The sequence below is a fragment of the Streptomyces sp. NPDC044003 genome, assembly GCF_056435185.1.
Genome location: NZ_JBWKFA010000001.1, coordinates 1,117,043 through 1,140,067, shown reverse-complemented (window position 1 = coordinate 1,140,067; position 23,025 = coordinate 1,117,043). Strand labels below are relative to the sequence as shown.

Below are 23,025 nucleotides of genomic sequence, written 5' to 3'. Positions count from 1 at the left end.
CTGAGTGGTCAGCCGGCCCCGCACCTCTCCGGAGGTGCGGGGCCGGCTCTTTGTTACGGTTCAAGGAACCGTAAAGACCTTGGATCAAGGGGTGGGGAACGCTCATGAACAAGTCCGCATGGAAGCGCGCGGGCGTCGCTCTCACGGCCGTGGTGGTCGTGAGTGGCGTCGCGGGCTGTCAGGACGGCGGGGACGCCAAGGGGGCCGCTCCGGCCGCTCCCGAGGTGCAGAACCACGGGGACGTCACGCAGATCATCCAGGCCGCGTACGCGAAGACCTCGGCGGCCAAGGCCGCCAAGGTCAAGATGACCATGACCATGGAGGGGCTCGGCGCCGAGTCCGGCACGATCGAGATGACCGGCGTGCAGGGCTGGGACCCGGCGGTGATGGACATCACCATGAAGAGCTCCATGCTCTCCGCCGGCAGCCCGGACGGGCCCGAGCAGATGCACATGATCATGCTCGACCAGGTCATGTACATGGACATGGGTGCCAAGCAGGCCGCCGAGATGGACGGCAAGCGCTGGATGAAGCTCGACATGAAGGCCGCGGCCGACGCCTCCGGCGACAAGGCGCTGCAGAAGCAGATGACCGGCGGCCTGGACAACATGAACCAGGACCCGGCCCAGCAGCTCGCCCTGCTCCTGGACTCCCCGGACCTGAGGCACATGGGTGCCGAGAAGATCAACGGCATGGAGACCCAGCACTACAAGGGCACGCTCACCTTCGAGCAGATGCTCAAGGCCAACGAGTCGTCGAAGCTCCTCTCCAAGGAGGACCACGACAAGCTCATCGCCACCGTGAAGCAGGCGGGTCTCAAGGGCTACGACACCGAGCTCTGGGTCACCGAGGACGGCTACCCGGCGCGCATGGACATCGGCATGACCATGGCCAAGGGCACGATGCAGATGCGGGCCGACTACACCGACTACGGCACCAAGGCCGCCGTGCAGGCCCCGCCGGCCAAGGACACCGTGGACCTCTTCGAGATGATGAAGGACTTCGGGAAGAACACCGACCAGGGCTGATTTGCCCGAAGCCGACCCCGTCACGTACTCTTCCACAGAAGCCAAAGACCGCTGGTCGTTGCTGTGCCCCTCTCGGGTGCGGTGGCCGAAGGATCCGCTGACAACGGACGACCCGCGCAGGTGACTGTGGAAAGTTCCCGGACTTCGTGTCCGGTCGAGCTCAGCCCCGTGCGCCTGCGCCCGGGGCGTTTTGTTTTGTCCAGCCTCCTTCTGAGCGGTCCTCATCACCCGGAAGGAGGCCGAAGCACTATGCCGACGCCCAACAAGGCTGCATCGGTGGCCGAGCTCAAGGACGCGTTCCAGAGCTCCAACGCCGCCGTGCTGACCGAGTACCGGGGTCTCACCGTGGCGCAGCTCAAGACGCTGCGTCGTTCGCTCGGTGAGAACGCCCAGTACGCCGTGGTGAAGAACACGCTGACCAAGATTGCGGCCAACGAGGCCGGGATCACCGCACTGGACGAGCACTTCGCTGGTCCGACCGCGGTCGCCTTCGTCACCGGTGACCCGGTGGAGTCGGCGAAGGCCCTGCGTGACTTCGCCAAGGAGAACCCGAACCTCATCATCAAGGCCGGTGTCCTTGACGGTAAGGCTCTCTCCGCCGACGACATCAAGAAGCTTGCGGACCTCGAGTCCCGCGAGGTTCTGCTCAGCAAGCTGGCCGGTGCCTTCAAGGGCAAGCAGTCTCAGGCTGCCTCGCTCTTCCAGGCGCTGCCGTCGAAGTTCGTCCGCACTGCGGAAGCGCTTCGCGTCAAGCTCGCCGAGCAGGGCGGTGCCGAGTAATTCGGCTCGCGCATTGATCCGCGCCGCCTAGTGCGCGGGTCGTAGCGGGCCGTTACGCCCGCCTCTATAGACACATCGGCACCTGCCGAATTAGTGGAAGGATCGCCCATCATGGCGAAGCTCTCTCAGGACGACCTCCTCGCCCAGTTCGAGGAGATGACCCTCATCGAGCTCTCCGAGTTCGTGAAGGCCTTCGAGGAGAAGTTCGACGTCACCGCCGCCGCGGCCGTCGCCGTCGCCGGCCCCGCCGTCGGTGGCGCTGCCCCCGAGGCCGCCGAGGAGCAGGACGAGTTCGACGTCATCCTCGAGGGTGCCGGCGACAAGAAGATCCAGGTCATCAAGGTCGTGCGTGAGCTCACCTCCCTCGGCCTGAAGGAGGCCAAGGACCTCGTCGACGGCACCCCGAAGCCGGTCCTCGAGAAGGTCGCGAAGGAGGCCGCCGAGAAGGCTGCCGAGTCCCTCAAGGCCGCCGGCGCCTCCGTCACGGTCAAGTAAGACCGTTTCGGCTCGCTGAGCTGACTCCTGCCCCCGTGTAACGCGGAGGCACCGAGAGGCGATCACCCATCTGGGTGGTCGCCTTTCGGCGTTCCCGGGAAGCGGGCGTGGCGGGGGTCTGGCGGGCCGCCGGAAGCGGAGTATGGTGATCTTCGCCGTGCGCCCCGCAGACCGGCGGGTCTTGACGAACCGCACGCAGCGCGCAATTCTCAGGACGCGTCGTCACAACGATCCGTTTCCGAGGCATGGATCGACGGCTGAACGGGCAGTATCGAGGTGCGCCGCACGGCGCGAGGTACCGCGGAGTTGAGAGCAACGAGGGTCGCGAATTATTCGCCCTGGACATCAGTGAGCCAAGTGGCTACACTGACCCTTTGCGCTGCCTGTTAGCTGCCCCCTGCCCGTCACCAGGGGCATACCTTCGCATCAGCTTCGTGGACCGACCCCGTCTGACCTGGCCTTTTGGTCATCTCAGGAAAAGTCTGCCGTGAAGCGTTGCTGGGGACCGGTACGCGCGTAGTGAGTCCGAGCCCTCGGAAGGACCCCCTCTTGGCCGCCTCGCGCAACGCCTCGACCAATACGAACAACGGCGCAAGCACCGCCCCGCTGCGCATCTCCTTTGCAAAGATCCGGGAGCCCCTCGAGGTTCCGAACCTCCTCGCGCTGCAGACCGAGAGCTTCGACTGGCTGCTCGGCAATGCCGCCTGGAAGGCTCGCGTCGAGGCTGCCCTGGAGTCGGGACAGGACGTCCCCAGGAAGTCCGGTCTGGAGGAGATCTTCGAGGAGATCTCCCCGATCGAGGACTTCTCCGGGTCGATGTCGCTGACCTTCCGCGACCACCGCTTCGAGCCGCCGAAGAACTCGATCGACGAGTGCAAGGACCGTGACTTCACGTACGGCGCCCCGCTCTTCGTCACCGCCGAGTTCACCAACAACGAGACCGGCGAGATCAAGTCCCAGACGGTCTTCATGGGCGACTTCCCGCTCATGACGAACAAGGGCACCTTCGTCATCAACGGCACCGAGCGTGTCGTGGTGTCGCAGCTGGTCCGTTCCCCCGGTGTCTACTTCGACTCCTCCATCGACAAGACGTCCGACAAGGACATCTTCTCCGCCAAGATCATCCCGTCCCGGGGTGCCTGGCTGGAGATGGAGATCGACAAGCGCGACCTGGTCGGTGTCCGCATCGACCGCAAGCGCAAGCAGTCCGTCACCGTCCTCCTGAAGGCTCTCGGCTGGACCACCGAGCAGATCCTGCAGGAGTTCGGCGAGTACGAGTCGATGCGCGCCACCCTGGAGAAGGACCACACCCAGGGCCAGGACGACGCGCTGCTGGACATCTACCGCAAGCTGCGTCCGGGCGAGCCGCCGACCCGTGAGGCCGCTCAGACGCTGCTCGAGAACCTCTACTTCAACCCGAAGCGCTACGACCTCGCGAAGGTCGGCCGCTACAAGGTGAACAAGAAGCTCGGCGCCGACGAGCCGCTGGATGCCGGCGTGCTCACCACCGACGACGTCATCGCCACGATCAAGTACCTGGTCAAGCTCCACGCGGGCGAGACCGAGACGATCGGCGAGAACGGCAACGAGATCGTCGTCGAGACCGACGACATCGACCACTTCGGCAACCGTCGTCTGCGCAACGTCGGCGAGCTCATCCAGAACCAGGTCCGCACGGGTCTGGCTCGTATGGAGCGCGTCGTCCGCGAGCGGATGACCACCCAGGACGTCGAGGCGATCACGCCGCAGACCCTGATCAACATCCGGCCGGTCGTCGCCTCCATCAAGGAGTTCTTCGGCACCAGCCAGCTGTCCCAGTTCATGGACCAGAACAACCCGCTGTCGGGTCTGACGCACAAGCGTCGTCTCTCGGCTCTGGGTCCCGGTGGTCTGTCCCGTGAGCGGGCCGGCTTCGAGGTCCGAGACGTGCACCCGTCCCACTACGGACGCATGTGCCCGATCGAGACCCCCGAAGGCCCGAACATCGGTCTGATCGGTTCGCTCGCCTCGTACGGCCGCGTCAACGCGTTCGGCTTCATCGAGACGCCGTACCGCAAGGTCGTCGACGGCCAGGTCACCGACGAGGTCGACTACGTCACCGCCGACGAGGAGGACCGGTTCGTCATCGCGCAGGCCAACGCCGCGCTCAACGACGACCTGCAGTTCACCGAGCCGCGCGTCCTGGTCCGTAAGCGTGGCGGCGAGGTCGACTACGTCGAGCCGTCGGACGTGGACTACATGGACGTCTCGCCGCGCCAGATGGTGTCGGTCGCGACCGCCATGATCCCGTTCCTCGAGCACGACGACGCCAACCGTGCCCTCATGGGCGCGAACATGATGCGTCAGGCCGTCCCGCTCATTAAGTCGGAGGCCCCGCTCGTCGGCACCGGCATGGAGTACCGCTGCGCCACCGACGCGGGCGACGTGCTCAAGGCCGAGAAGGACGGTGTCGTCCAGGAGCTGTCGGCCGACTACATCACGGTCGCCAACGACGACGGCACGTACATCACGTACCGCCTGCACAAGTTCTCCCGCTCCAACCAGGGCACCTCTGTGAACCAGAAGGTCGTCGTGGACGAGGGCGACCGCGTCATCGAGGGCCAGGTCCTCGCCGACGGTCCCGCCACCGAAGACGGCGAGATGGCGCTCGGCAAGAACCTCCTCGTGGCGTTCATGCCGTGGGAGGGCCACAACTACGAGGACGCGATCATCCTGTCGCAGCGCCTCGTGCAGGACGACGTCCTCTCCTCGATCCACATCGAGGAGCACGAGGTCGACGCTCGTGACACCAAGCTCGGCCCCGAGGAGATCACCCGGGACATCCCGAACGTCTCCGAGGAGGTCCTCGCGGACCTCGACGAGCGCGGCATCATCCGCATCGGTGCCGAGGTCGTCGCCGGCGACATCCTGGTCGGCAAGGTCACGCCCAAGGGTGAGACCGAGCTGACCCCGGAGGAGCGCCTGCTCCGCGCGATCTTCGGTGAGAAGGCCCGTGAGGTCCGTGACACCTCGCTGAAGGTGCCGCACGGCGAGATCGGCAAGATCATCGGCGTCCGCGTCTTCGACCGCGAGGAGGGCGACGAGCTTCCCCCGGGCGTGAACCAGCTGGTCCGCGTCTACGTCGCCCAGAAGCGCAAGATCACCGACGGTGACAAGCTCGCCGGCCGTCACGGCAACAAGGGTGTCATCTCCAAGATCCTTCCGATCGAGGACATGCCGTTCCTCGAGGACGGAACTCCGGTCGACATCATCCTCAACCCGCTGGGTGTCCCGTCCCGAATGAACCCGGGACAGGTCCTGGAGATCCACCTCGGCTGGCTCGCCAGCCGCGGCTGGGACGTCTCCGGTCTCGCGGACGAGTGGGCGCAGCGCCTCCAGGCGATCGGCGCCGACCAGGTCGCCCCCGGCACCAACGTCGCGACCCCGGTCTTCGACGGTGCGCGTGAGGACGAGCTCGCGGGTCTGCTGAACCACACCATCCCGAACCGCGACGGCGAGCGCATGGTGCTCCCGACCGGTAAGGCGAGGCTGTTCGACGGCCGCTCCGGCGAGCCGTTCCCGGACCCGATCTCCGTCGGGTACATGTACATCCTCAAGCTCCACCACCTGGTCGACGACAAGCTGCACGCGCGTTCGACCGGTCCGTACTCGATGATCACCCAGCAGCCGCTGGGTGGTAAGGCCCAGTTCGGTGGCCAGCGCTTCGGTGAGATGGAGGTGTGGGCGCTGGAGGCATACGGCGCCGCGTACGCCCTCCAGGAGCTGCTGACGATCAAGTCCGACGACGTGACCGGCCGCGTGAAGGTCTACGAGGCCATCGTCAAGGGCGAGAACATCCCTGAGCCCGGCATCCCCGAGTCCTTCAAGGTGCTCATCAAGGAGATGCAGTCCCTGTGCCTCAACGTGGAGGTGCTGTCCTCGGACGGCATGTCCATCGAGATGCGTGACACCGACGAGGACGTCTTCCGCGCAGCGGAGGAGCTCGGCATCGACCTGTCCCGGCGTGAGCCGAGCAGCGTCGAAGAGGTCTGACGGGAGTCCGGCAGGGGGACCAGTGATGGTCCCCCCGCCGGCCCCAGGACCCCCGTATCAGACCCCACAGCCTTACAACCCTGAGAGGGATTGACGCATAGTGCTCGACGTCAACTTCTTCGACGAGCTCCGGATCGGTCTGGCCACCGCTGACGACATCCGTCAGTGGAGCCACGGCGAGGTCAAGAAGCCGGAGACCATCAACTACCGCACCCTGAAGCCCGAGAAGGACGGACTCTTCTGCGAGAAGATCTTCGGTCCGACCCGGGACTGGGAGTGCTACTGCGGCAAGTACAAGCGTGTCCGCTTCAAGGGCATCATCTGTGAGCGGTGTGGCGTCGAGGTCACCCGCGCGAAGGTGCGCCGTGAGCGGATGGGCCACATCGAGCTCGCCGCCCCCGTCACTCACATCTGGTACTTCAAGGGCGTTCCGTCGCGCCTTGGCTACCTGCTCGACCTCGCCCCGAAGGACCTGGAGAAGGTCATCTACTTCGCGGCGTACATGATCACGTACGTCGACGACGAGCGTCGTACGCGTGACCTGCCCTCCCTGGAGGCGCACGTCTCCGTCGAGCGTCAGCAGATCGAGAACCGTCGCGACTCCGACCTGGAGGCCCGCGCCAAGAAGCTCGAGAACGACCTCGCCGAGCTGGAGGCCGAGGGCGCCAAGGCCGACGTGCGCCGCAAGGTGCGCGAGGGTGCCGAGCGCGAGATGAAGCAGCTGCGCGACCGTGCGCAGCGCGAGATCGACCGTCTGGACGAGGTCTGGTCGCGCTTCAAGAACCTCAAGGTCCAGGACCTGGAGGGCGACGAGCTCCTCTACCGCGAGCTGCGTGACCGCTTCGGCACGTACTTCGACGGTTCGATGGGTGCCGCGGCGCTGCAGAAGCGCCTGGAGTCCTTCGACCTGGACGAGGAGGCCGAGCGTCTCCGCGAGATCATCCGTACCGGCAAGGGCCAGAAGAAGACCCGTGCGCTCAAGCGCCTCAAGGTCGTCTCCGCGTTCCTGCAGACCGCGAACAGCCCCAAGGGCATGGTTCTCGACTGCGTGCCGGTCATCCCGCCGGACCTGCGTCCGATGGTGCAGCTGGACGGTGGCCGCTTCGCGACCTCCGACCTGAACGACCTGTACCGCCGTGTGATCAACCGCAACAACCGCCTGAAGCGGCTTCTCGACCTCGGTGCCCCCGAGATCATCGTGAACAACGAGAAGCGCATGCTCCAGGAGGCGGTCGACGCCCTCTTCGACAACGGCCGTCGTGGTCGCCCGGTCACGGGCCCCGGCAACCGTCCGCTGAAGTCCCTCAGCGACATGCTGAAGGGTAAGCAGGGTCGATTCCGTCAGAACCTGCTCGGCAAGCGTGTCGACTACTCGGCGCGTTCCGTCATCGTCGTCGGCCCGCAGCTCAAGCTGCACCAGTGCGGTCTGCCGAAGGCCATGGCCCTCGAGCTCTTCAAGCCGTTCGTGATGAAGCGCCTGGTCGACCTGAACCACGCGCAGAACATCAAGTCGGCCAAGCGGATGGTCGAGCGCGGCCGCACGGTCGTGTACGACGTCCTCGAAGAGGTCATCGCCGAGCACCCGGTTCTGCTGAACCGTGCGCCCACGCTGCACCGCCTCGGCATCCAGGCCTTCGAGCCGCAGCTGGTCGAGGGCAAGGCCATCCAGATCCACCCGCTCGTCTGCACCGCGTTCAACGCGGACTTCGACGGTGACCAGATGGCCGTCCACCTGCCGCTCTCCGCGGAGGCGCAGGCCGAGGCCCGCATCCTGATGCTGTCCTCGAACAACATCCTGAAGCCCGCCGACGGCCGTCCGGTGACGATGCCGACCCAGGACATGGTCCTCGGTCTGTTCTTCCTCACCACCGACGGTGAGCTCCGTGACACCAAGGGCGAGGGCCGCGCGTTCGGCTCCACGGCCGAGGCGATCATGGCGTTCGACGCCGGCGAGCTCGCGCTCCAGTCGGAGATCGAGATCCGCTTCCCCGTCGGCACCGTCGCTCCGCGTGGCTGGGTTCCCCCGGTCGCCGAGGAGGGCGAGCCGGAGTGGCAGCAGGGTGACACCTTCCGTCTGCGGACGACCCTGGGCCGCGCGCTCTTCAACGAGCTGCTGCCCGAGGACTACCCGTTCGTCGACTACTCCGTCGGCAAGAAGCAGCTCTCCGAGATCGTCAACGACCTCGCCGAGCGCTACCCCAAGGTCATCGTGGCGGCGACGCTCGACAACCTGAAGGCGGCCGGCTTCTACTGGGCGACCCGTTCCGGCGTCACCGTGGCCATCTCCGACGTCGTCGTTCCCGAGGCGAAGAAGGAGATCGTCAAGGGCTACGAGGCGCAGGACGAGAAGGTCCAGAAGCAGTACGAGCGCGGTCTGATCACCAAGGAAGAGCGCACGCAGGAGCTCATCGCGATCTGGACCAAGGCGACCAACGAGGTCGCCGAGGCGATGAACGCGAACTTCCCGCGGACGAACCCCATCTTCATGATGGTTGACTCGGGTGCCCGAGGAAACATGATGCAGATGCGTCAGATCGCCGGTATGCGTGGTCTGGTGTCCAACGCCAAGAACGAGACGATCCCGCGTCCCATCAAGGCGTCGTTCCGTGAGGGCCTCACCGTCCTCGAGTACTTCATCTCCACGCACGGTGCCCGTAAGGGTCTCGCCGACACCGCCCTGCGTACCGCCGACTCGGGTTACCTGACCCGTCGTCTGGTGGACGTCTCGCAGGACGTGATCATCCGCGAGGAGGACTGTGGCACCGAGCGCGGTCTGAAGCTGCGGATCGCGGCCAAGGACGAGGCCGGTGTCCTGCGGAAGACGGACGACGTCGAGACCTCCGTGTACGCGCGGATGCTCGCCGAGGACGTCGTCGTCGACGGCAAGGTCATCGCGCCGGCCAACGTCGACCTGGGTGACGTGCTCATCGACGCCCTGGTCAACGCGGGCGTCGAGGAGGTCAAGACCCGTTCGGTCCTGACCTGTGAGTCCGCCGTCGGTACCTGTGCGTTCTGCTACGGCCGTTCGCTCGCCACCGGCAAGCTGGTCGACATCGGTGAGGCGGTCGGCATCATCGCCGCCCAGTCCATCGGTGAGCCCGGTACCCAGCTGACGATGCGTACCTTCCACACCGGTGGTGTGGCCGGTGACGACATCACCCAGGGTCTGCCCCGTGTCGTCGAGCTCTTCGAGGCGCGGCAGCCGAAGGGTGTCGCCCCGATCTCCGAGGCGGCCGGTCGCGTCCGCATCGAGGAGACCGAGAAGACCAAGAAGATCGTCGTCACCCCGGACGACGGCACCGACGAGACGGCGTTCCCGATCTCGAAGCGTGCCCGTCTGCTCGTGGGCGAGGGCGACCACGTCGAGGTGGGCCAGAAGCTCACCGTGGGTGCCACCAACCCGCACGACGTGCTCCGGATCCTCGGTCAGCGCGCGGTCCAGGTCCACCTGGTCGGCGAAGTCCAGAAGGTCTACAACTCGCAGGGCGTGTCGATCCACGACAAGCACATCGAGATCATCATCCGGCAGATGCTGCGCCGCGTGACGATCATCGAGTCCGGCGACGCGGAGCTCCTGCCGGGCGAGCTGGTCGAGCGGTCGAAGTTCGAGACCGAGAACCGTCGTGTGGTCACCGAGGGCGGTCACCCCGCCTCCGGCCGTCCGCAGCTGATGGGTATCACCAAGGCCTCGCTGGCGACGGAGTCCTGGCTGTCGGCCGCCTCCTTCCAGGAGACGACCCGAGTCCTGACGGATGCGGCGATCAACGCCAAGTCCGACAGCCTCATCGGCCTCAAGGAGAACGTCATCATCGGTAAGCTCATCCCGGCCGGTACGGGTCTGTCCCGCTACCGCAACATCCGGGTCGAGCCGACCGAGGAGGCCAAGGCCGCGATGTACTCGGCCGTCGGCTACGACGACATCGACTACTCGCCGTTCGGCTCGGGCTCCGGCCAGGCCGTTCCGCTGGAGGACTACGACTACGGTCCGTACAACCAGTAAGTAGTGCGAAACCGAAGGGCGGTCACCCCGTGTGGGGTGGCCGCCCTTCGGCGTATGCGCGGCCTTCGGCTAGCCGAGGAGCGCGCGGTGCACGCGCAGGAGTGCCCGGGTGCCGACGGCGAGGACGGCGGGGACGTCTTCGGTGGGGACCCGGCGGGCGAGCGCGAGGGCGTCGACCACGATGGCGTAGTCGTCCACGATCGCCCGGGGCGCTTCGGGATGGGTCGCGGCGGCGGCGTACTCGGCGGCCACCGCGCCGTACTCGATGAGGGTGAGGTGGACGTCGGTGTGGACGCCGGCGTCGTGACCGATGGACGGGGCGTGCGGGGATACGGGCGGATCGTGGTCGTCCGTCGCCATGACGGTCCCCCTTCGTCGGCTGGTCGAGCCTCTGTGCAGTGTCCGCCCGTACGGCCCCGGGGGACAGGGCCACGGGCCGGTCGTCTGGGGAGGTGCTTCCTGCCGGGGCCCGGCAAGGGGTGGGGGGCGGGGCCACCCGGCGCTGGGTCCGGGTGGCCCCGTCTCCCCGGTCGGGTGCCTCAGCGGGCCGCCAGCTCCCAGGCCGTGACGGCGACCGTCGCCACCGCGGCGAGGGCGCCGATGCTGGCCAGCGGCCAGCGGGCCCGCTCCAGGGCGTCCAGGCGGGCCTCGTGGTCGGCGAGCTGCTTGTCGGTCTGGTCGCTGCGCTGCACGAGCAGCGCGAGCGAGCCGTCGACGCGGGCGAAGCCGGCCTCCAGGGTGCCGCGGAGCCGCTCCAGTTCGAGGGCGACGGCGACGGGGTCGTTCGGGTCAGACTCGGTCATCGCCACCGCCCGGGGTGGGGCGCAGCCAGGACGGCAGCAGGTTCTGCACCAGGTCGAGCGCCATCACCCGGGCCAGTCCGCCGGCGACGGCGAGGGCCCCGGCGACCCAGGGGAGGGTCGCGGGGATGCCGGAGGCGTCGACGATCGCGGGGAGCACGACGGCGATGCCCACGGCGGACTGGAGGACGGTACGGGCCGTGCGCTTGGCGGCATCGGACATCGGTCTGCTCCTCGGGTCACTTCGGGTACGGGACTTTGAGCGCGTTCCATGAGGCGGCGCCCGGGACGCCGTCGGCGTCGGAGCCGCGGAAGCCGAGCTTGTGCTGCCACTTCGCGTAGCTGAGCCGGTCGGCCTCGCCCCAGCGGGGGCTGGGGCCGACGGTGTAGGCGGAGCAGCCCTCGGCGACGAGGCGGCGGCCCATGGCGGTGATGATCGGGGAGCTCGTCTCCCTGCGGAAGAACGAGGTGCCCGGGAAGGGCTGGAGGCGGGGAACGGCCGGCGTGCCGGCGTCGGGGGCGGGCCTGGCGGGGGCCTTGTTGAGGCGGGCCTGGACCCGGTCGCGCATCGTCGGCATGGCGAAGCCGCGGGGGTCGTCCTTCCAGTCCGACCACTCCTTGTGGCCGATGACGGAGCGGGCGCCCCAGCCGTGGGCCCGGCACAGGGCGGCGGAGACCCGTTCGATGGCGTCGAGCTGGGCGGGCGGCCAGGGGTCGGTGCCGTTGCCGAGGTTGACGCACTCGAAGCCGTAGAAGCGGGAGTTGCCGTCGACGGCGCCGGCGCTGCCCTGGTGCTCGCGCGGGGCGGGCGGGCGGTCGCCGTACGTCTCGCTGCTCACGGCCTGGAGGACGGACGGGTCGCCGCCGCCGGCGTGGTTGGCGCGGCCGTTGCCGACGAGGTGGACGCTGCCGTCCTTGGCGATGACGCCGTGGCAGAGCGGGCCCGGCAGCCCTTCGTATCCGTTGAAGCACATCTCGACCGTGTTGGCGGTGCCGGCGGAGACGGTGTGGTGGATGATCACGCCGGTGACGGGGCCCCAGGCGCCGACGTGGTTGCGGTTGTGGGTGCGCCAGCCGGGGTGTTCGACGACGGTGACGCCTTCGGCGCGGAGCGCGGCGACGAACCGGTCCGCGGTGAGGGGAGTGGCCATCTGGTGTCCTCCGGACATGAAAAAGGCCCGCACCGGGGAAGCCGGCCGGGCGTGCGTACGGGTGAGGGCCCGGGTTACGGGGTGGGGGCCGGGGCCGTCGGGGCCCAGGCCGCGCAGAGTGCGGCGCTCGCGGCCCGGCGGGTCTCGAAGTCGGCGAGCGCGGCCGTCACGGCCCGCTGGGCGGCGGTCTGGTCGGGGACGGCCGGGACGCCGTCCTCGGCGTCGACGACGACCAGGCCGGAGCCGCGCAGGACGGCGTCGCCGGTGCCCTTCTCGGTGACCTCGGCGGTGACGTACACCGAGGGGTACTGGCCGGTGACCGGGTCGCGCTGGAGGGTGTAGCCCATGGTGTTGTCGTAGACGCGGACGGTGAGGGTGTGGCCGTCCTCGGTGACGGTGGCGCGGCCCGCGTAGTCGATGGCGACGCCCCAGGGCTGGGTGGGGTCGATGTTCATGAGGTGCTCCTTGGGGTGTTCCGCGGGCGGTTCAGGTCTGGGCGCCGTGGATGAGCAGGGGCTGGGCGTAGACCGTGCCGGCGGTGGCCAGGGCCTGGATCTCGACGGTCATCGTCTGGCCGAAGCGGGTCTTCATGTCTCCGGGCAGCAGGCCGAGGTAGTCGTAGGTGGTGCCGGCGGTGACGGTGGGGCCGAAGGGGGTGCCGTCGACGAGGACCCGCACCTGGCCGGTGCCGCCGGTGGAGGCCGCCGTGCCGATGGAGAGGCGCATCTTCGGCTGCCAGATGGGGTTGAGGCAGCGGGCGATCGTGGTGAACGCGGCGGCGTTCGTGGAGGGCCATTTGGCCGTGTCGCTGGCCAGCGGCGGCATGAGCTGCAGCCAGGGCCGGGCGAGACCGCCGGTCATGATGTCGTCGGCGAAGATCTCGTGGTTGTAGCCGTCGAAGATCCGGAACAGCGGCCGGGTGATGGTGACGCTGCCGGTCGTCTGCGGGGGGCGGAACTCGTTGACGGCGGGACGGGTGTTCACGGCCGTGGACAGGGCCTTGAGCCGGCGTTCCATCTGGTTGAGCCGGTCGATGATGTCCTCGGGCAGCTGGGGCATCAGGCCTCCTCGAGGTAGAGCTCGGCGGTGTCGGGGCGGCCGCGTTCCGGCGGGGTGACCTTGGCGCCGATGATGCGGTAGCGGGCGTCGAGGCCCTGGGAGTACCACTCGTCGGTGATCCGGATGCGGGCGACGCGGCCGAGGAGCTGCGGCGGGACGATCCCGCCGAGGTGGATGGAGACCGAGGGGATCACGACGGCGCCGCGGGCCTGCTTGAGCTCGGTGGCGGCCACCGAGTCGAGGGCGAGCGGGTCGGTGATCTCGTTGTGGTCCGAGGACAGGTCGATCAGCGGCCAGCCGTCGACGAGCAGGTCGCTGGCGTACTGCTGGGTGGAGTAGATCGGCCGGGATTCGGCGGCGGCGTTGGCGTTGGTGGAGGCGCCGCGGGCCAGGGCGGTGGTGCCGCCGCGGGTCGCGTCGTACGGGAAGGAGTACGACAGGATGACGCCGGGCCGGTCGAAGATCAGGTCGGTCGCACCGGTGACGATCTTGGGCTCGCCGATGCGGAGCTGCCGGATCCGCGAGCCGGTGACCGGGTCGCGGTAGACGAGGATCTGGTACTCGAAGCCGTTCTCGGTGGCGGCGAGCTGGTCGAGGGCCTCCAGGTAGACGGTCTCGTCGCCCTTGCGCCACGAGGCCGTCTTCTGGAACTTGGGGATCTCGTCGCCGAAGGTGATCCCGAGGCGGCGGGGGTCCTCGCCCTCGGGGGCGTCGGGGTAGCTCTGGACGTCGAGCTCGCGCCACAGCCGGCGCACGATCTCCACCTGGTCGGTGGGGGTGTCGTACGTGATGTCGGTACGGATGCGGCGGCGTCCGGCGTACGAGTCGAAGGTGGCGGCCTGGATGCCGAGGGTCAGCACCCCGCGGCCGCTGGACTGCAGGGTGCTGGTCCAGACGATGCCGCCCCACCACAGGTCGCCGCCGCGCTCCAGGTAGACCGCGGTGCGGCCCTCGCGGACCTTCTTGACGCGGTCGGCGATGGCCTTGTCGGGGATGGGGATCGTGCCGGAGAGCGAGCCCGCCTTGCCGATGTAGTCGTCGAAGGAGACGTCCCGCAGGGGGAGGATGTCCAGCGTCTGGTCGGTGAGCAGGTCGCAGAAGATCGCCCGGTAGGGCGTGTCGATTGCCATCGAGGGCCCCCTTACAGGACGTAGGTGGCGGTGATGCGGACGTTCCGGCCGGCGGTCAGGATGCCGTTGGCGGACCAGGTGCGCACATGGACGCTGCCGTCCGTCGAGAAGGTGAAGGAGCCCTGGCCGTAGAAGTCGGTGCCGGTGGCCTCGTAGGCGAACGAGGGGCGCCAGCCCACCGGGATGGTGGCCACCAGCTCGTCGGGGCTCAGGTTGCCCGCGGAGGTGGCGGTGAGGTCGGCGCCGCTGCGGGTCACCGTCACGGAGACGGTGGCCACGCCGCGGGTCCTGCGGCCCGCGAAGCCGTTCAGCGTCCAGCCGGCGGCCGGGGTCGCCGCCGACGTGCTGACGGTCTCGACCTCGACCGGCGGCTGGTAGGCCGCCCAGGCGGTGCCGTTCCAGCGCTGGAGCTGGCCGCCGTTGTAGTCGCGGTACTGGCCGGGGTAGCTGCCGGTGGTGATCGTGCCGCTGGGCGCGATGCCGCCGATCTCCTTGGGGTAGGCGACCCAGGCGGTGCCGTCCCAGCGCTGGAGGAAGTGGGCGTTGTCGTTGTCCTGGTACTGGCCCGGGTAGGCGCCGGCCACGCCCGCGTTGTTGTAGACGGGCAGGATGCCGCCGGCGGAGACGGTCGTGGTGCGCAGGTCGGTGGAGGCGCCGCCCGCCCAGTCGATGCCGCCGGTGCCGGCGGAGGCGCCCTTCTTCACCTTCACCGAGAACAGGGTGAGGGAGCGGGCGGGCGCGGCCGGGGCGACCGGGGCGGCCGCCGGGGTGCCCTTGATGATCTCGATGCCCGCCTCGAACTTGCCGAGGGCGTCCACGTCGTTGTCGTAGACGCGGATCACGACGAGGTCGATGCGGTCGTTGAGCGGGTCGCCGTCGGCGAAGGTGATGGTGATGTCCTCGTCGAGGGCGACCGGGTAGGCGCCGTCGGTGGTGGCGCCCTGGATGACGGCCTTGCCGTGGTAGACGGTGGCCGTCATCGGGCCGGTGGAGCTCAACCACAGGCCGCCGACCCGGTACTTGCCGTCGTACGTGCCGGGCAGGATGCCGGAGCGGACGCCGAGCGGGTTGACGGGGGTGGTGGCGCCGAGGTTGGTGATGCGGGTGTTCTGGCGGGTCTGCCCGGTGGGCATCAGCCATCCGGAACGTACGGGCATGGTGGACTCCTGTGGTGGGGCGGCGGGCGGGGGTCTGGGCTCAGTGCTGCGGGGTGACCTGGAGGAAGGTGTTGTTGAACCAGGTCTGCAGAGCGGTGTTCGTCCCCCGGTAGTAGGCGGTGACCGTGTACGTGGCGCCCGCCGTGAGGTTCTGGAGGCGCTGGGTGGTGGCCACGGAGAGGTTTCCGGGGGCGGCGGCGACCACCGCGTTCGAGTCGTTCACGTCCGAGTGGACGGTCGCGCCCTGGGTGACCTTCACGCCCATGAAGCCGACGCCGGCCCCCGTGCCGACCAGCTGGATCCGCGAGCCGAAGGTGAGGATGGCCTGCCGCGAGGCGGGGGCGACGAAGCTGAGGGACACCACGCCCCGGTTGGTCAGCGTGTTCACCCAGGTCGTCGAGGTGGTGTAGCTGGAGTCCAGCGAGTCGGTGAAGTACGGCCCCGGGACGGCGGGCGCCCACGCCGAACCGTTCCAGCGCTCGATCCGGCCGCCCGCGCCGTCCCGGTACTGGCCGGTGTAGCTGCCCTGGAGGGTGGAGGCGGAGCTCGGGACGATGCCGCCGACCGCCTCCGGGTAGGCGACCCACTTGCCGCCGTCCCAGCGCTGGAACTGGTTGTTGGCGGTGTCCTGGTACTGGCCCGGGTGGGCGCCCGGCAGGACCGGGCCCTCGACCGGGAGGATGCCGCCGAGGGAGACGACCGGCGTGCGCAGGTCCTTCAGGGAGGTGGCCCACGGGATGCCGCCGTTGCCCGCGCTGGCACCGGCCGGGACCGTCACCTCGTACAGCGGGAGGCTGCGCGGCGGGGCCACCGGCGCCTGGGGGGCCTGGCCGGGCACGCCCTGGATGATCTCGACCTTCGCCTCGTTGCGGCTGCTGCCGTCGTAGAGGTTGTCGTAGACCTTCAGGACGACCAGGTCGATCCGGCCGTACTGGGCGTCGCCCGCGGCGAACGTGACCTGCTCGGCGGCCGGCAGGGCCACCGGGTAGACGCCCTGGGAGATGTCGCCCTGGATGACGGCCCGGCCCTCGGCGACGGTCGCCGTCATCGCGGAGGCCTTGTCCATCCAGAAGCCGGACAGCCGCCACTTGCCGTCGTAGGAGCCCGGCAGGATGCCGGAGCGGACCTGGACGGGGTTGACCATGGTGGTCGCGCCGACCTGGTTGAGGCGGGTGTCCTCGCGGGTCTGGCCGGTCTCGGCGACCCAGCTGCTGCGCAGTGCCATGGGGGTTCTCCAATCGGGGAGGTGCGGTGGGAGGGGGCGGTCAGGACCTGATCCACTGGGCGGTCAGGGCGCTGTAGTAGCCCGAGCCGCCGAGGGTGCGGACGGCGGCGGTGTGGTTGTGGTAGCCGGCGAGCTGCAGGACGTTGCCCGCGGTGAGCTTGATGAGGCCCTCGCCGCCGACGGTGACGGCGCCGGTGGACGCCTGGGTCAGCCACGTCATCCGGGGGACGCCGACGCCGCCGAGGTGGATGCGGGCGCCGCGCACGCCGGTGGTGGAGTCGCCGTTCCAGGCGATGTGGCCGGAGACCCGCCACCAGCCGGTGCGCGGGACGACGAAGCTGTCGGTGCCGTTCCAGCCGGTGAAGTCGTCGATGTCGACGTTGTTCAGGGTGATCGGCGTCCAGGTGCCGGCCGGCACGCTCTGCATCGACGTCTGCGAGACGCTGAACAGGACGGCCGCCTTGCCCTCGGCGTACTGCCAGGCCGCGCCGTCCCAGCGCTGCAGGATGCCGGCGTTGTCGCGGTACTGGCCGGTGTAGCCGCCGGTCGTCATCGTGCCGTTGGGCGCGATGCCGCCGATCGCCTTCGGGTACCCGGCCCAGAGGCTGCCGTCCCAGCGCTGGAGCTGGCCCGCGACGTCGCGGTACTGGCCGGCGTACACGCCGTTGAAACCGCTGGTCGGCATGATGCCGCCGAGCGCCGTCATCGGATAGTGCTTGGTGGTGACGGCGCCGGAGGTCCAGCCGATGCCGCCGGTGCCGGCCGATGTGCCGGCCGGCACGGAGATCGTGTAGAGCGGGAAGGAGCTGCCGGGGCCGGAGGACGGGACCACCGGGGTGGCCGCGGGCGCGCCCTTGATCAGCCGGATCACGGCGTCGGTGGAGCCCGAATTGTCGTAGGCGTCGTCGAGCACGGCCAGTTCGATCATGTCGATCCGGCCGTACTGCGGGTCGCCGTCGGCGATGGTGAGCGTCTCGGGCGCGGTCACCGCGATCATGTACGCGCCCTGGGCGGTGTCGTTGCCCTGGACGACGGCCCGGCCCGTGCCGATGGTGCACTGCATCGCGGAGCTGCCGGTCAGCACGAAGCCGCCCGGCACGATGCCGGGCCGCGAACGCAGGGCGGGCGCGGTGGCGTTCGCGCTGCTGGGGGTGAGCAGCGCGGACAGCGCGATCCGGGTGTCCTCTCGGGTCTGGCCCGTGGACTGGAGCCAGGCGGCTCGTACGGTCATGGGGTGTTCACCTCTTCCGGGAGGGGCGGTCGGGGGCTTCGGTCACCACTCGGCGCTGCGCCAGCGGACCGTCATCAGCGCGTCGGAGGTGGACGCGTCCGGACGGAACGACAGCTCCGTACGGCCCGGTTCGAGGAGGAACAGCTCCTCGGGGCTGGAGTCGGCCATCGCGGTGTGGCGGCGGGAGGCGGTGTTGTTGAGCATCACCGTGCCGTTGGCGGTGTCGACGACCAGCTCGTCGCCGGCGGCGAGGTCGATCGCGTACCGCAGCCGGCGTTTGGAGACCCGCTCGGTGACGGTCGGCATGGAGCAGGGGCCGCGGAAGACGATCACCGGGTGGGTGGCGGCGGAGCCGGTGTTCTCGGCGACGGCGTCACCGGTGGACTTGGCCTGGCCCCAGCTGAGCGGCCAGGTCAGCGGCCAGGTCAGGCCGGACTCCGGCTGCGGGGGAGTGGTGGAGGCGGCCTGCTCGTTGACGCTGTAGCGGCGCGGGTCGGAGGCCAGCCACTGGATCGACATCTTGGAGCTGCCCTGGGTGGCGAAGCCCTGGTCGGCGGGGACCACGCGCTGGGCGATCCGGGCGCGTACGGCGAGGAGTTCGCCGTGCAGCCGGACGGTGAGCCAGCGCTCCTCGTCTAGCAGGGCGAGCGACTGGCGCAGGGCGCGGATGGCCTCGGCCGTGCCGGAGTACTCCGGCATCAGCACGATCGTGCCGGTGATCTTGCGCGGCTTGGCGTAGCGGGAGCCGGGCCAGGCGCCGTGCGAGGTGGGCCGGTCGGCGTCGGAGGAGTCGTACTCGGGCAGGTCCTCCCAGCCCTGGAGACCGGAGCGGTCGACGTTGAACGGCGTACCGGGGCCGATGAGAAGCCCGGCCCACTGGATCTGCCCGTCCTGGGTGATCAGTGAGCCGGGCGCGAGGTCGGCGGTGAGGGTGCTTCCGGCGTATGTGGTTGTGGTCTCGGCCATGGGGCCGTCACCTCACTTCTGAGGGGCTGTCGGGCGGGGCGGACGGGCTTCTGACGGGCTGTCGAGCCGTCGAGCTTTTGGGCTTTCGGGCGAGAGGGGCTTCACGCATGGGCGGCGAGGAGGAAGAGCAGGTCCTCGGCGGTCGACCGCGGGCCGGCGCCCGGATCCTCGTGGAACTCCGTGATGCGGTGGGGCTGCCGGGGAGCCTCGGTGAGGGCCGGGACGCGCCGCTGTTCGAGGACGGTGAGCGGGTCGATGCGCGGCGCGCTGTCGGCGCCGGGGAAGACGACACCGCCCTCGGCGAGCATCGGGATCTTGTCGATGTCGACGCCGAAGTGCTTGCCGAGGAAGTCGAAGCTCAGCTTGTTGAGCCCGTCGATGATCCAGTTGGCGAAGGCGATGAGCCCGTTGATCGGGCCCTTGACGACGCCGAGCACGGCGGTCAGGGCGCCCTTGATCAGCTCGCCCATGCCGTGCAGGGCCTTGCCGACGGCGTCCTTGGCGTGCCGGAAGAAGCCCGGGATCTTGTCGGTGAAGAAGGACAGGAACGGGTGGATCGCGCCCTTGATGCCGCCGATGGTGCTCGAGGCGATGCCGCGCAGGGCGTTGGTGGCGGAGGTGACGGAGGAGCGGACGTGGGAGAAGCCGTTGACGGCGTCCCCGATGATCTTCAGGAAGGTGGTGAAGACGGTCAGGTAGGCCTTGAAGTAGATCGAGACCGCCTGGCCGATCGCCTTCAGGACCGGCTGCAGGAACTTCCAGACCGCCTGGAAGCCCTTGAGGGCCGCCTGGAAGACCTGCTTCATGATCCGCTGCCCGGTCTCGGTCTGCATCGCGTACTCGATGAGCCACGCGGCGACCGGGACGAGGATGCCGGCGAGGAAGCCGAGCGGGTTGCCGCGCATGGCGAGGTTGACGCCGGTCATGGCGACGGAGGCGATCTCCATCACCGTGCCGTAGGTGTCCATCAGCTTGGTGAGCGTGTCGACGAAGGGCAGCAGCGGGAGGATCATCTCCAGGAGCATGCCGACGGCGGGGCCGGCGAAGAGCCCGGCCACGGTCCCCGCCTTGCCCGCCGCGACGCCGATGCGCCGGAATCCGTTCGCGGCCCGGGATCGCTGGATGCGGCGTACGGAGCCGACGGCGCCGGACGCGTTCCTGCCGATGGTGCGTACGGGGGTGCCTGCCGTACGGAGCCCGTCGGCGAACCTGTCGAGGCCGCCGGACGCCCGTTGCGCGTCCTGCCGGAGCCGCTTCAGTCCGTCGCTCGCCTGGCCGAGGCCCCGCCTGAGGGAGGTCACCGCCGGCAGGGCGCGGCGGAACGGGTTCGGGAAGGCCGCGACGGCACTCATCCGCGTGCCTTCGCCAGGTACATCAGCGCGTCGGCCGTGGACTGCGGGTCGCTGTTACGGGCCGCGTGGTAGTGCTCGATGTGCAGCCCGGCACCGCCGCCGCCGTTGCCCGTCTGGAGCTGCGCCGTCATCCGGGCGCGGCGGGCGGTCATGGCGAGCAGGCGGTCCAGCTTGGAGAGCGGCAGGACGGCCTCGGCCTCGCCGGCCTCGGCGAGGATCGCCGGGACACCGCCGCTGCGGGGCATGACGACACCACCGGTAGCGAGCATCGGGATGGTCGGGATGTGCACGCCGAAGGTCTTGCCGCCGACGATCGGGACCCAGCCGGGGACGCTGACCTTGACGCCGTTGACCGCGTTGATCATGCGGTTGATCAGGCCGATGACGGCGTTGACCGGGCCGGACACACCGCTCTTGATGCCCTCGAACGCCCGGGACGCGATGTCCTTGAGGCCGTTCCAGATGGAGGACATCTTGTCCTTGACGGCGGTGAAGGCGTTGGGGATCGCGGTCTTGATCCAGTTGACCACCGGGGTGATGACGGACTTGATGCCGTTCCAGACGGCGCTGATGACCGTCTTGATCGCCTTCATCACCGTGGTGATGACCGTCTTCCAGATGTTCACGTAGGTCTTGATGACGGTGGCGACGGCCTTGACCACGAGGGAGATGGCCTTCTTGATGCCGTCCCAGACCTTCTTGATCAGCTGTCCGGCCTGCTTCATGATCGGGCCGATCGCCTTCATGACGGCGCTGATCACGACCTTGATGGCGTCGAAGGCCTTCTTGATGATCTTCTGCATCGTCTTCGATTGCATCGCCATCTCGACGACCTTCTCGATGAGAGGCATGAAGAGCTCGACGAGGCGGGCGAGGAGATTGCCCTTCATCGACTTGTTGAGCTTGTCCTGGCCCTTGGACGCCTTGCCCGCGCCGGACTCGTACTTGCCGAGCTTGGTCCCGGCGGTCTCACCGGTCTTGCCGGCCTTCGTCATGGCCTTCTCGGCGTTGTCCGAGGCGGTCTTGAGGTTCTTGAGCTGACCGCCGGCGCCGTCGGCGCCCGCCTTGAGGTTCTTCAGCTGGCCGGACGCGCCGTTGCCGGCGTCCCCGACCTTCTTGATGTCGCCGGCGGCGCCGGAGGCCTGCGTCTTGAGGTTGCGCAGGGTGTCGGCGGCCTTCTTCGAGGCACTGAAGAGAGACATGGGTTACCTCCTTCCGAGGGGGGTGGGGATCAGGTGGTGGGGGCGATTTCCTGGGCGGCGCGGTGAGCGGCCAGCTTGAGGTCGTTGAACGCCTGGGCGACGTTCCTGCCCGCGTCGGCGAGGGCGCTGGCGGCGCCGGCGGTGGTCCGCAGGGTCGTGGCGTCCGGGAGGTTCCGCGGCTGGAAGTGCCGCTGGGCGCCGGAGAGCTTGCCGACCGCCTTGGCGAGCTCCGTCATCTTGGTGGGGTTGGACTTGCCGACGGTCTTGTTGATCTTGTCGAGCTCGCGGTGGTCCGGTGTCTTCGCGGGGTCGAACTTCTCCAGCGCGTCCGTGAGTTGCCCCATCTTGGTGATGTTGGAGGCTGTGACGGCCGCGTTGATCTTGTCTATGGCGCCGGCGGTCTTGGTGATGGAGCGGGCGCTCGGAATTTTGCGTATCTCGGCGTTGAACGGCCCGATCTGCGCGTTGAGTTCGACGAGCTTGAGGCGCAGGGGTTCCAGCGTCGTCGGGTCCGGGACGTTGCCCAGGCCGGCGAGGCCGGCGGTGCGGGCCTGCTCCCGGGCGTTGACGACATTGCGGTCCTGGAAGGTGGGGAGGGTCCCGCCTTCGTTCATGGCCAGGATGAGGCCTCGCGGGAAGAGGCCGGTGATCCTCGAGATGCCGTTGAGGACGGCCCCCTGGATGGCCCGCTGCACGTTGGTGAGGTTGGCCACGAGCATCAGGCCGATCACCGGGATCAGCGTGGCTCCGATGGCCGCCGCGAGGTACTGGGGCGCGTTCTCGTTGTTCTCGTGGAACTTCTCGACCGCGGCGCCGAGACCGTCCAGGCCGGCGGCCTCCAGGAGCTCGGACGACTTCTCCTTGTGGAGCTCCTGGTACATCTCCTCGAACTTCGTCTTGAAGTCCGGGACGATCAGGTTGTCTCTGAGCCAGTTGGTGGAGGGCAGCCAGCCCCCGTCCACGATCCGGAGTTTGTGGCCGAGGCCGGCGATCTGGATCGAGAGTTCCTCTGTTGTCTTCTCTGCCATGGTTTGCTCCGCTTCCGGCCGGTGACGGCCAAGCGCCGAAAAGCCCCCGCCGGTCCCGGCAGGGGCTCGTTCGTGTGGGGGCAGCCGGCGCGGCTACACGGCGCCCTCGTCCCGGCGGGCACCGCGGCGCATCGTCGCGAGGGCGTCGTTCCAGCCCGCCGTGTACGCGAGGGTCTCGTAGCGGCTGACCTCGGCGTACAGCGTGCCGAGCAGCGCTCTCTTGTCGAGGGCGACGGGTCCGTCGAGGAGCTGGCGGAGGCGGTCCTGGAGCGGGATGTGCGGTCGGGATGCCTCGGCCTGCTGAGTCATGGACGCCTGCCTTCCGGTTGCTTGCCCGTGCGTGTGTGGCGGCGCCGCGGAGTGAGGAGCGGGGGCACCACGTGTTCGAA

The 23,025-nt window shown here is 68.8% G+C and carries 20 protein-coding genes; 5 read left to right on the top strand and 15 right to left on the bottom strand.

Features of this window, described 5'->3' with window-relative positions:
• The first annotated feature begins 104 nt into the window (after positions 1-104).
• The 5 genes from AC07AW_RS05265 to AC07AW_RS05245 all read left to right on the top strand — a co-directional run bounded on the left by AC07AW_RS05265 (position 105) and on the right by AC07AW_RS05245 (position 10,335).
• Positions 105-1,028, top strand: a complete 924-nt coding sequence (locus AC07AW_RS05265; protein WP_478814109.1) for an SCO4651 family lipoprotein — start codon at positions 105-107, stop codon at positions 1,026-1,028.
• A 249-nt stretch (positions 1,029-1,277) separates the two neighbouring features.
• On the top strand, positions 1,278-1,808 hold the full coding sequence (rplJ, locus tag AC07AW_RS05260) for a 50S ribosomal protein L10 (protein ID WP_030687887.1): 531 nt from the start codon (positions 1,278-1,280) through the stop codon (positions 1,806-1,808).
• Positions 1,809-1,919: 111 nt separating this feature from the next.
• Positions 1,920-2,303, top strand: coding sequence for a 50S ribosomal protein L7/L12 (gene rplL, locus AC07AW_RS05255; protein ID WP_033202007.1), 384 nt, complete (start codon positions 1,920-1,922; stop codon positions 2,301-2,303).
• 549 nt (positions 2,304-2,852) lie between these two features.
• Positions 2,853-6,335 (top strand): DNA-directed RNA polymerase subunit beta, encoded by a 3,483-nt coding sequence (rpoB, locus tag AC07AW_RS05250; protein WP_478814108.1) that lies wholly within the window; start codon positions 2,853-2,855, stop codon positions 6,333-6,335.
• Between the two features lie 100 nt (positions 6,336-6,435).
• Positions 6,436-10,335 carry a DNA-directed RNA polymerase subunit beta' gene (locus tag AC07AW_RS05245; protein WP_189800405.1) on the top strand — a complete coding sequence of 1,300 codons (3,900 nt, stop codon included), beginning with the start codon at positions 6,436-6,438 and terminating at the stop codon, positions 10,333-10,335.
• A gap of 69 nt (positions 10,336-10,404) precedes the next feature.
• Here the strand turns inward: AC07AW_RS05245 and AC07AW_RS05240 are convergent, their stop codons facing one another.
• The 15 genes from AC07AW_RS05240 to AC07AW_RS05170 form a co-directional block, all read right to left on the bottom strand.
• Complete coding sequence (locus tag AC07AW_RS05240) at positions 10,405-10,695, bottom strand: hypothetical protein (protein WP_392151085.1); 291 nt, start codon at positions 10,693-10,695, stop codon at positions 10,405-10,407.
• Positions 10,696-10,874: 179 nt separating this feature from the next.
• The gene (locus AC07AW_RS05235) at positions 10,875-11,138 is read right to left on the bottom strand and encodes a hypothetical protein (protein WP_478814107.1); all 264 of its coding nucleotides are present in this window, start codon (positions 11,136-11,138) and stop codon (positions 10,875-10,877) included.
• Positions 11,125-11,358: a hypothetical protein gene (locus tag AC07AW_RS05230; protein ID WP_478814106.1), complete on the bottom strand. Its 234-nt coding sequence runs from the start codon at positions 11,356-11,358 to the stop codon at positions 11,125-11,127. The genes AC07AW_RS05235 and AC07AW_RS05230 overlap by 14 nt, the downstream gene beginning before the upstream one ends.
• A gap of 16 nt (positions 11,359-11,374) precedes the next feature.
• On the bottom strand, positions 11,375-12,286 hold the full coding sequence (locus AC07AW_RS05225) for a peptidoglycan-binding protein (protein WP_478814105.1): 912 nt from the start codon (positions 12,284-12,286) through the stop codon (positions 11,375-11,377).
• Positions 12,287-12,360: 74 nt separating this feature from the next.
• The gene (locus tag AC07AW_RS05220) at positions 12,361-12,741 is read right to left on the bottom strand and encodes an ATP-binding protein (RefSeq protein ID WP_478814104.1); all 381 of its coding nucleotides are present in this window, start codon (positions 12,739-12,741) and stop codon (positions 12,361-12,363) included.
• Positions 12,742-12,772: 31 nt separating this feature from the next.
• The gene (locus AC07AW_RS05215) at positions 12,773-13,345 is read right to left on the bottom strand and encodes a hypothetical protein (RefSeq protein ID WP_478814103.1); all 573 of its coding nucleotides are present in this window, start codon (positions 13,343-13,345) and stop codon (positions 12,773-12,775) included.
• Positions 13,345-14,475, bottom strand: a complete 1,131-nt coding sequence (locus AC07AW_RS05210; RefSeq protein ID WP_478814102.1) for a hypothetical protein — start codon at positions 14,473-14,475, stop codon at positions 13,345-13,347. The genes AC07AW_RS05215 and AC07AW_RS05210 overlap by 1 nt, the downstream gene beginning before the upstream one ends.
• A gap of 11 nt (positions 14,476-14,486) precedes the next feature.
• On the bottom strand, positions 14,487-15,632 hold the full coding sequence (locus AC07AW_RS05205; RefSeq protein WP_478814101.1) for a hypothetical protein: 1,146 nt from the start codon (positions 15,630-15,632) through the stop codon (positions 14,487-14,489).
• A gap of 40 nt (positions 15,633-15,672) precedes the next feature.
• Entirely contained in the window at positions 15,673-16,857 is a 1,185-nt protein-coding gene (locus AC07AW_RS05200) for a hypothetical protein (RefSeq protein ID WP_478814100.1), read from the bottom strand.
• A 40-nt stretch (positions 16,858-16,897) separates the two neighbouring features.
• The gene (locus AC07AW_RS05195) at positions 16,898-18,088 is read right to left on the bottom strand and encodes a hypothetical protein (RefSeq protein WP_478814099.1); all 1,191 of its coding nucleotides are present in this window, start codon (positions 18,086-18,088) and stop codon (positions 16,898-16,900) included.
• A 42-nt stretch (positions 18,089-18,130) separates the two neighbouring features.
• The gene (locus AC07AW_RS05190) at positions 18,131-19,054 is read right to left on the bottom strand and encodes a phage distal tail protein (protein WP_478814098.1); all 924 of its coding nucleotides are present in this window, start codon (positions 19,052-19,054) and stop codon (positions 18,131-18,133) included.
• 101 nt (positions 19,055-19,155) lie between these two features.
• On the bottom strand, positions 19,156-20,406 hold the full coding sequence (locus tag AC07AW_RS05185) for a tape-measure protein (protein ID WP_478814097.1): 1,251 nt from the start codon (positions 20,404-20,406) through the stop codon (positions 19,156-19,158).
• Positions 20,403-21,608 carry a phage tail protein gene (locus AC07AW_RS05180; RefSeq protein ID WP_478814096.1) on the bottom strand — a complete coding sequence of 402 codons (1,206 nt, stop codon included), beginning with the start codon at positions 21,606-21,608 and terminating at the stop codon, positions 20,403-20,405. The genes AC07AW_RS05185 and AC07AW_RS05180 overlap by 4 nt, the downstream gene beginning before the upstream one ends.
• A gap of 29 nt (positions 21,609-21,637) precedes the next feature.
• Positions 21,638-22,636: a hypothetical protein gene (locus AC07AW_RS05175; RefSeq protein WP_478814095.1), complete on the bottom strand. Its 999-nt coding sequence runs from the start codon at positions 22,634-22,636 to the stop codon at positions 21,638-21,640.
• A 93-nt stretch (positions 22,637-22,729) separates the two neighbouring features.
• Entirely contained in the window at positions 22,730-22,945 is a 216-nt protein-coding gene (locus AC07AW_RS05170; RefSeq protein ID WP_478814094.1) for a hypothetical protein, read from the bottom strand.
• Positions 22,946-23,025: the final 80 nt, after the last annotated feature.

Coding starts and splice junctions, on each gene's coding strand:
- AC07AW_RS05205 (WP_478814101.1), bottom strand. CDS start 15,632: ATGCCCGTACGTTCCGGATGGCTGATGCCCACCGGGCAGACCCGCCAG.
- AC07AW_RS05210 (WP_478814102.1), bottom strand. CDS start 14,475: ATGGCAATCGACACGCCCTACCGGGCGATCTTCTGCGACCTGCTCACC.
- AC07AW_RS05200 (WP_478814100.1), bottom strand. CDS start 16,857: ATGGCACTGCGCAGCAGCTGGGTCGCCGAGACCGGCCAGACCCGCGAG.
- AC07AW_RS05170 (WP_478814094.1), bottom strand. CDS start 22,945: ATGACTCAGCAGGCCGAGGCATCCCGACCGCACATCCCGCTCCAGGAC.
- AC07AW_RS05235 (WP_478814107.1), bottom strand. CDS start 11,138: ATGACCGAGTCTGACCCGAACGACCCCGTCGCCGTCGCCCTCGAACTG.
- AC07AW_RS05225 (WP_478814105.1), bottom strand. CDS start 12,286: ATGGCCACTCCCCTCACCGCGGACCGGTTCGTCGCCGCGCTCCGCGCC.
- AC07AW_RS05240 (WP_392151085.1), bottom strand. CDS start 10,695: ATGGCGACGGACGACCACGATCCGCCCGTATCCCCGCACGCCCCGTCC.
- AC07AW_RS05265 (WP_478814109.1), top strand. CDS start 105: ATGAACAAGTCCGCATGGAAGCGCGCGGGCGTCGCTCTCACGGCCGTG.
- AC07AW_RS05180 (WP_478814096.1), bottom strand. CDS start 21,608: ATGTCTCTCTTCAGTGCCTCGAAGAAGGCCGCCGACACCCTGCGCAAC.
- rplL (WP_033202007.1), top strand. CDS start 1,920: ATGGCGAAGCTCTCTCAGGACGACCTCCTCGCCCAGTTCGAGGAGATG.
- AC07AW_RS05185 (WP_478814097.1), bottom strand. CDS start 20,406: ATGAGTGCCGTCGCGGCCTTCCCGAACCCGTTCCGCCGCGCCCTGCCG.
- AC07AW_RS05230 (WP_478814106.1), bottom strand. CDS start 11,358: ATGTCCGATGCCGCCAAGCGCACGGCCCGTACCGTCCTCCAGTCCGCC.
- rplJ (WP_030687887.1), top strand. CDS start 1,278: ATGCCGACGCCCAACAAGGCTGCATCGGTGGCCGAGCTCAAGGACGCG.
- AC07AW_RS05215 (WP_478814103.1), bottom strand. CDS start 13,345: ATGCCCCAGCTGCCCGAGGACATCATCGACCGGCTCAACCAGATGGAA.
- AC07AW_RS05220 (WP_478814104.1), bottom strand. CDS start 12,741: ATGAACATCGACCCCACCCAGCCCTGGGGCGTCGCCATCGACTACGCG.
- AC07AW_RS05175 (WP_478814095.1), bottom strand. CDS start 22,636: ATGGCAGAGAAGACAACAGAGGAACTCTCGATCCAGATCGCCGGCCTC.
- AC07AW_RS05190 (WP_478814098.1), bottom strand. CDS start 19,054: ATGGCCGAGACCACAACCACATACGCCGGAAGCACCCTCACCGCCGAC.
- AC07AW_RS05195 (WP_478814099.1), bottom strand. CDS start 18,088: ATGACCGTACGAGCCGCCTGGCTCCAGTCCACGGGCCAGACCCGAGAG.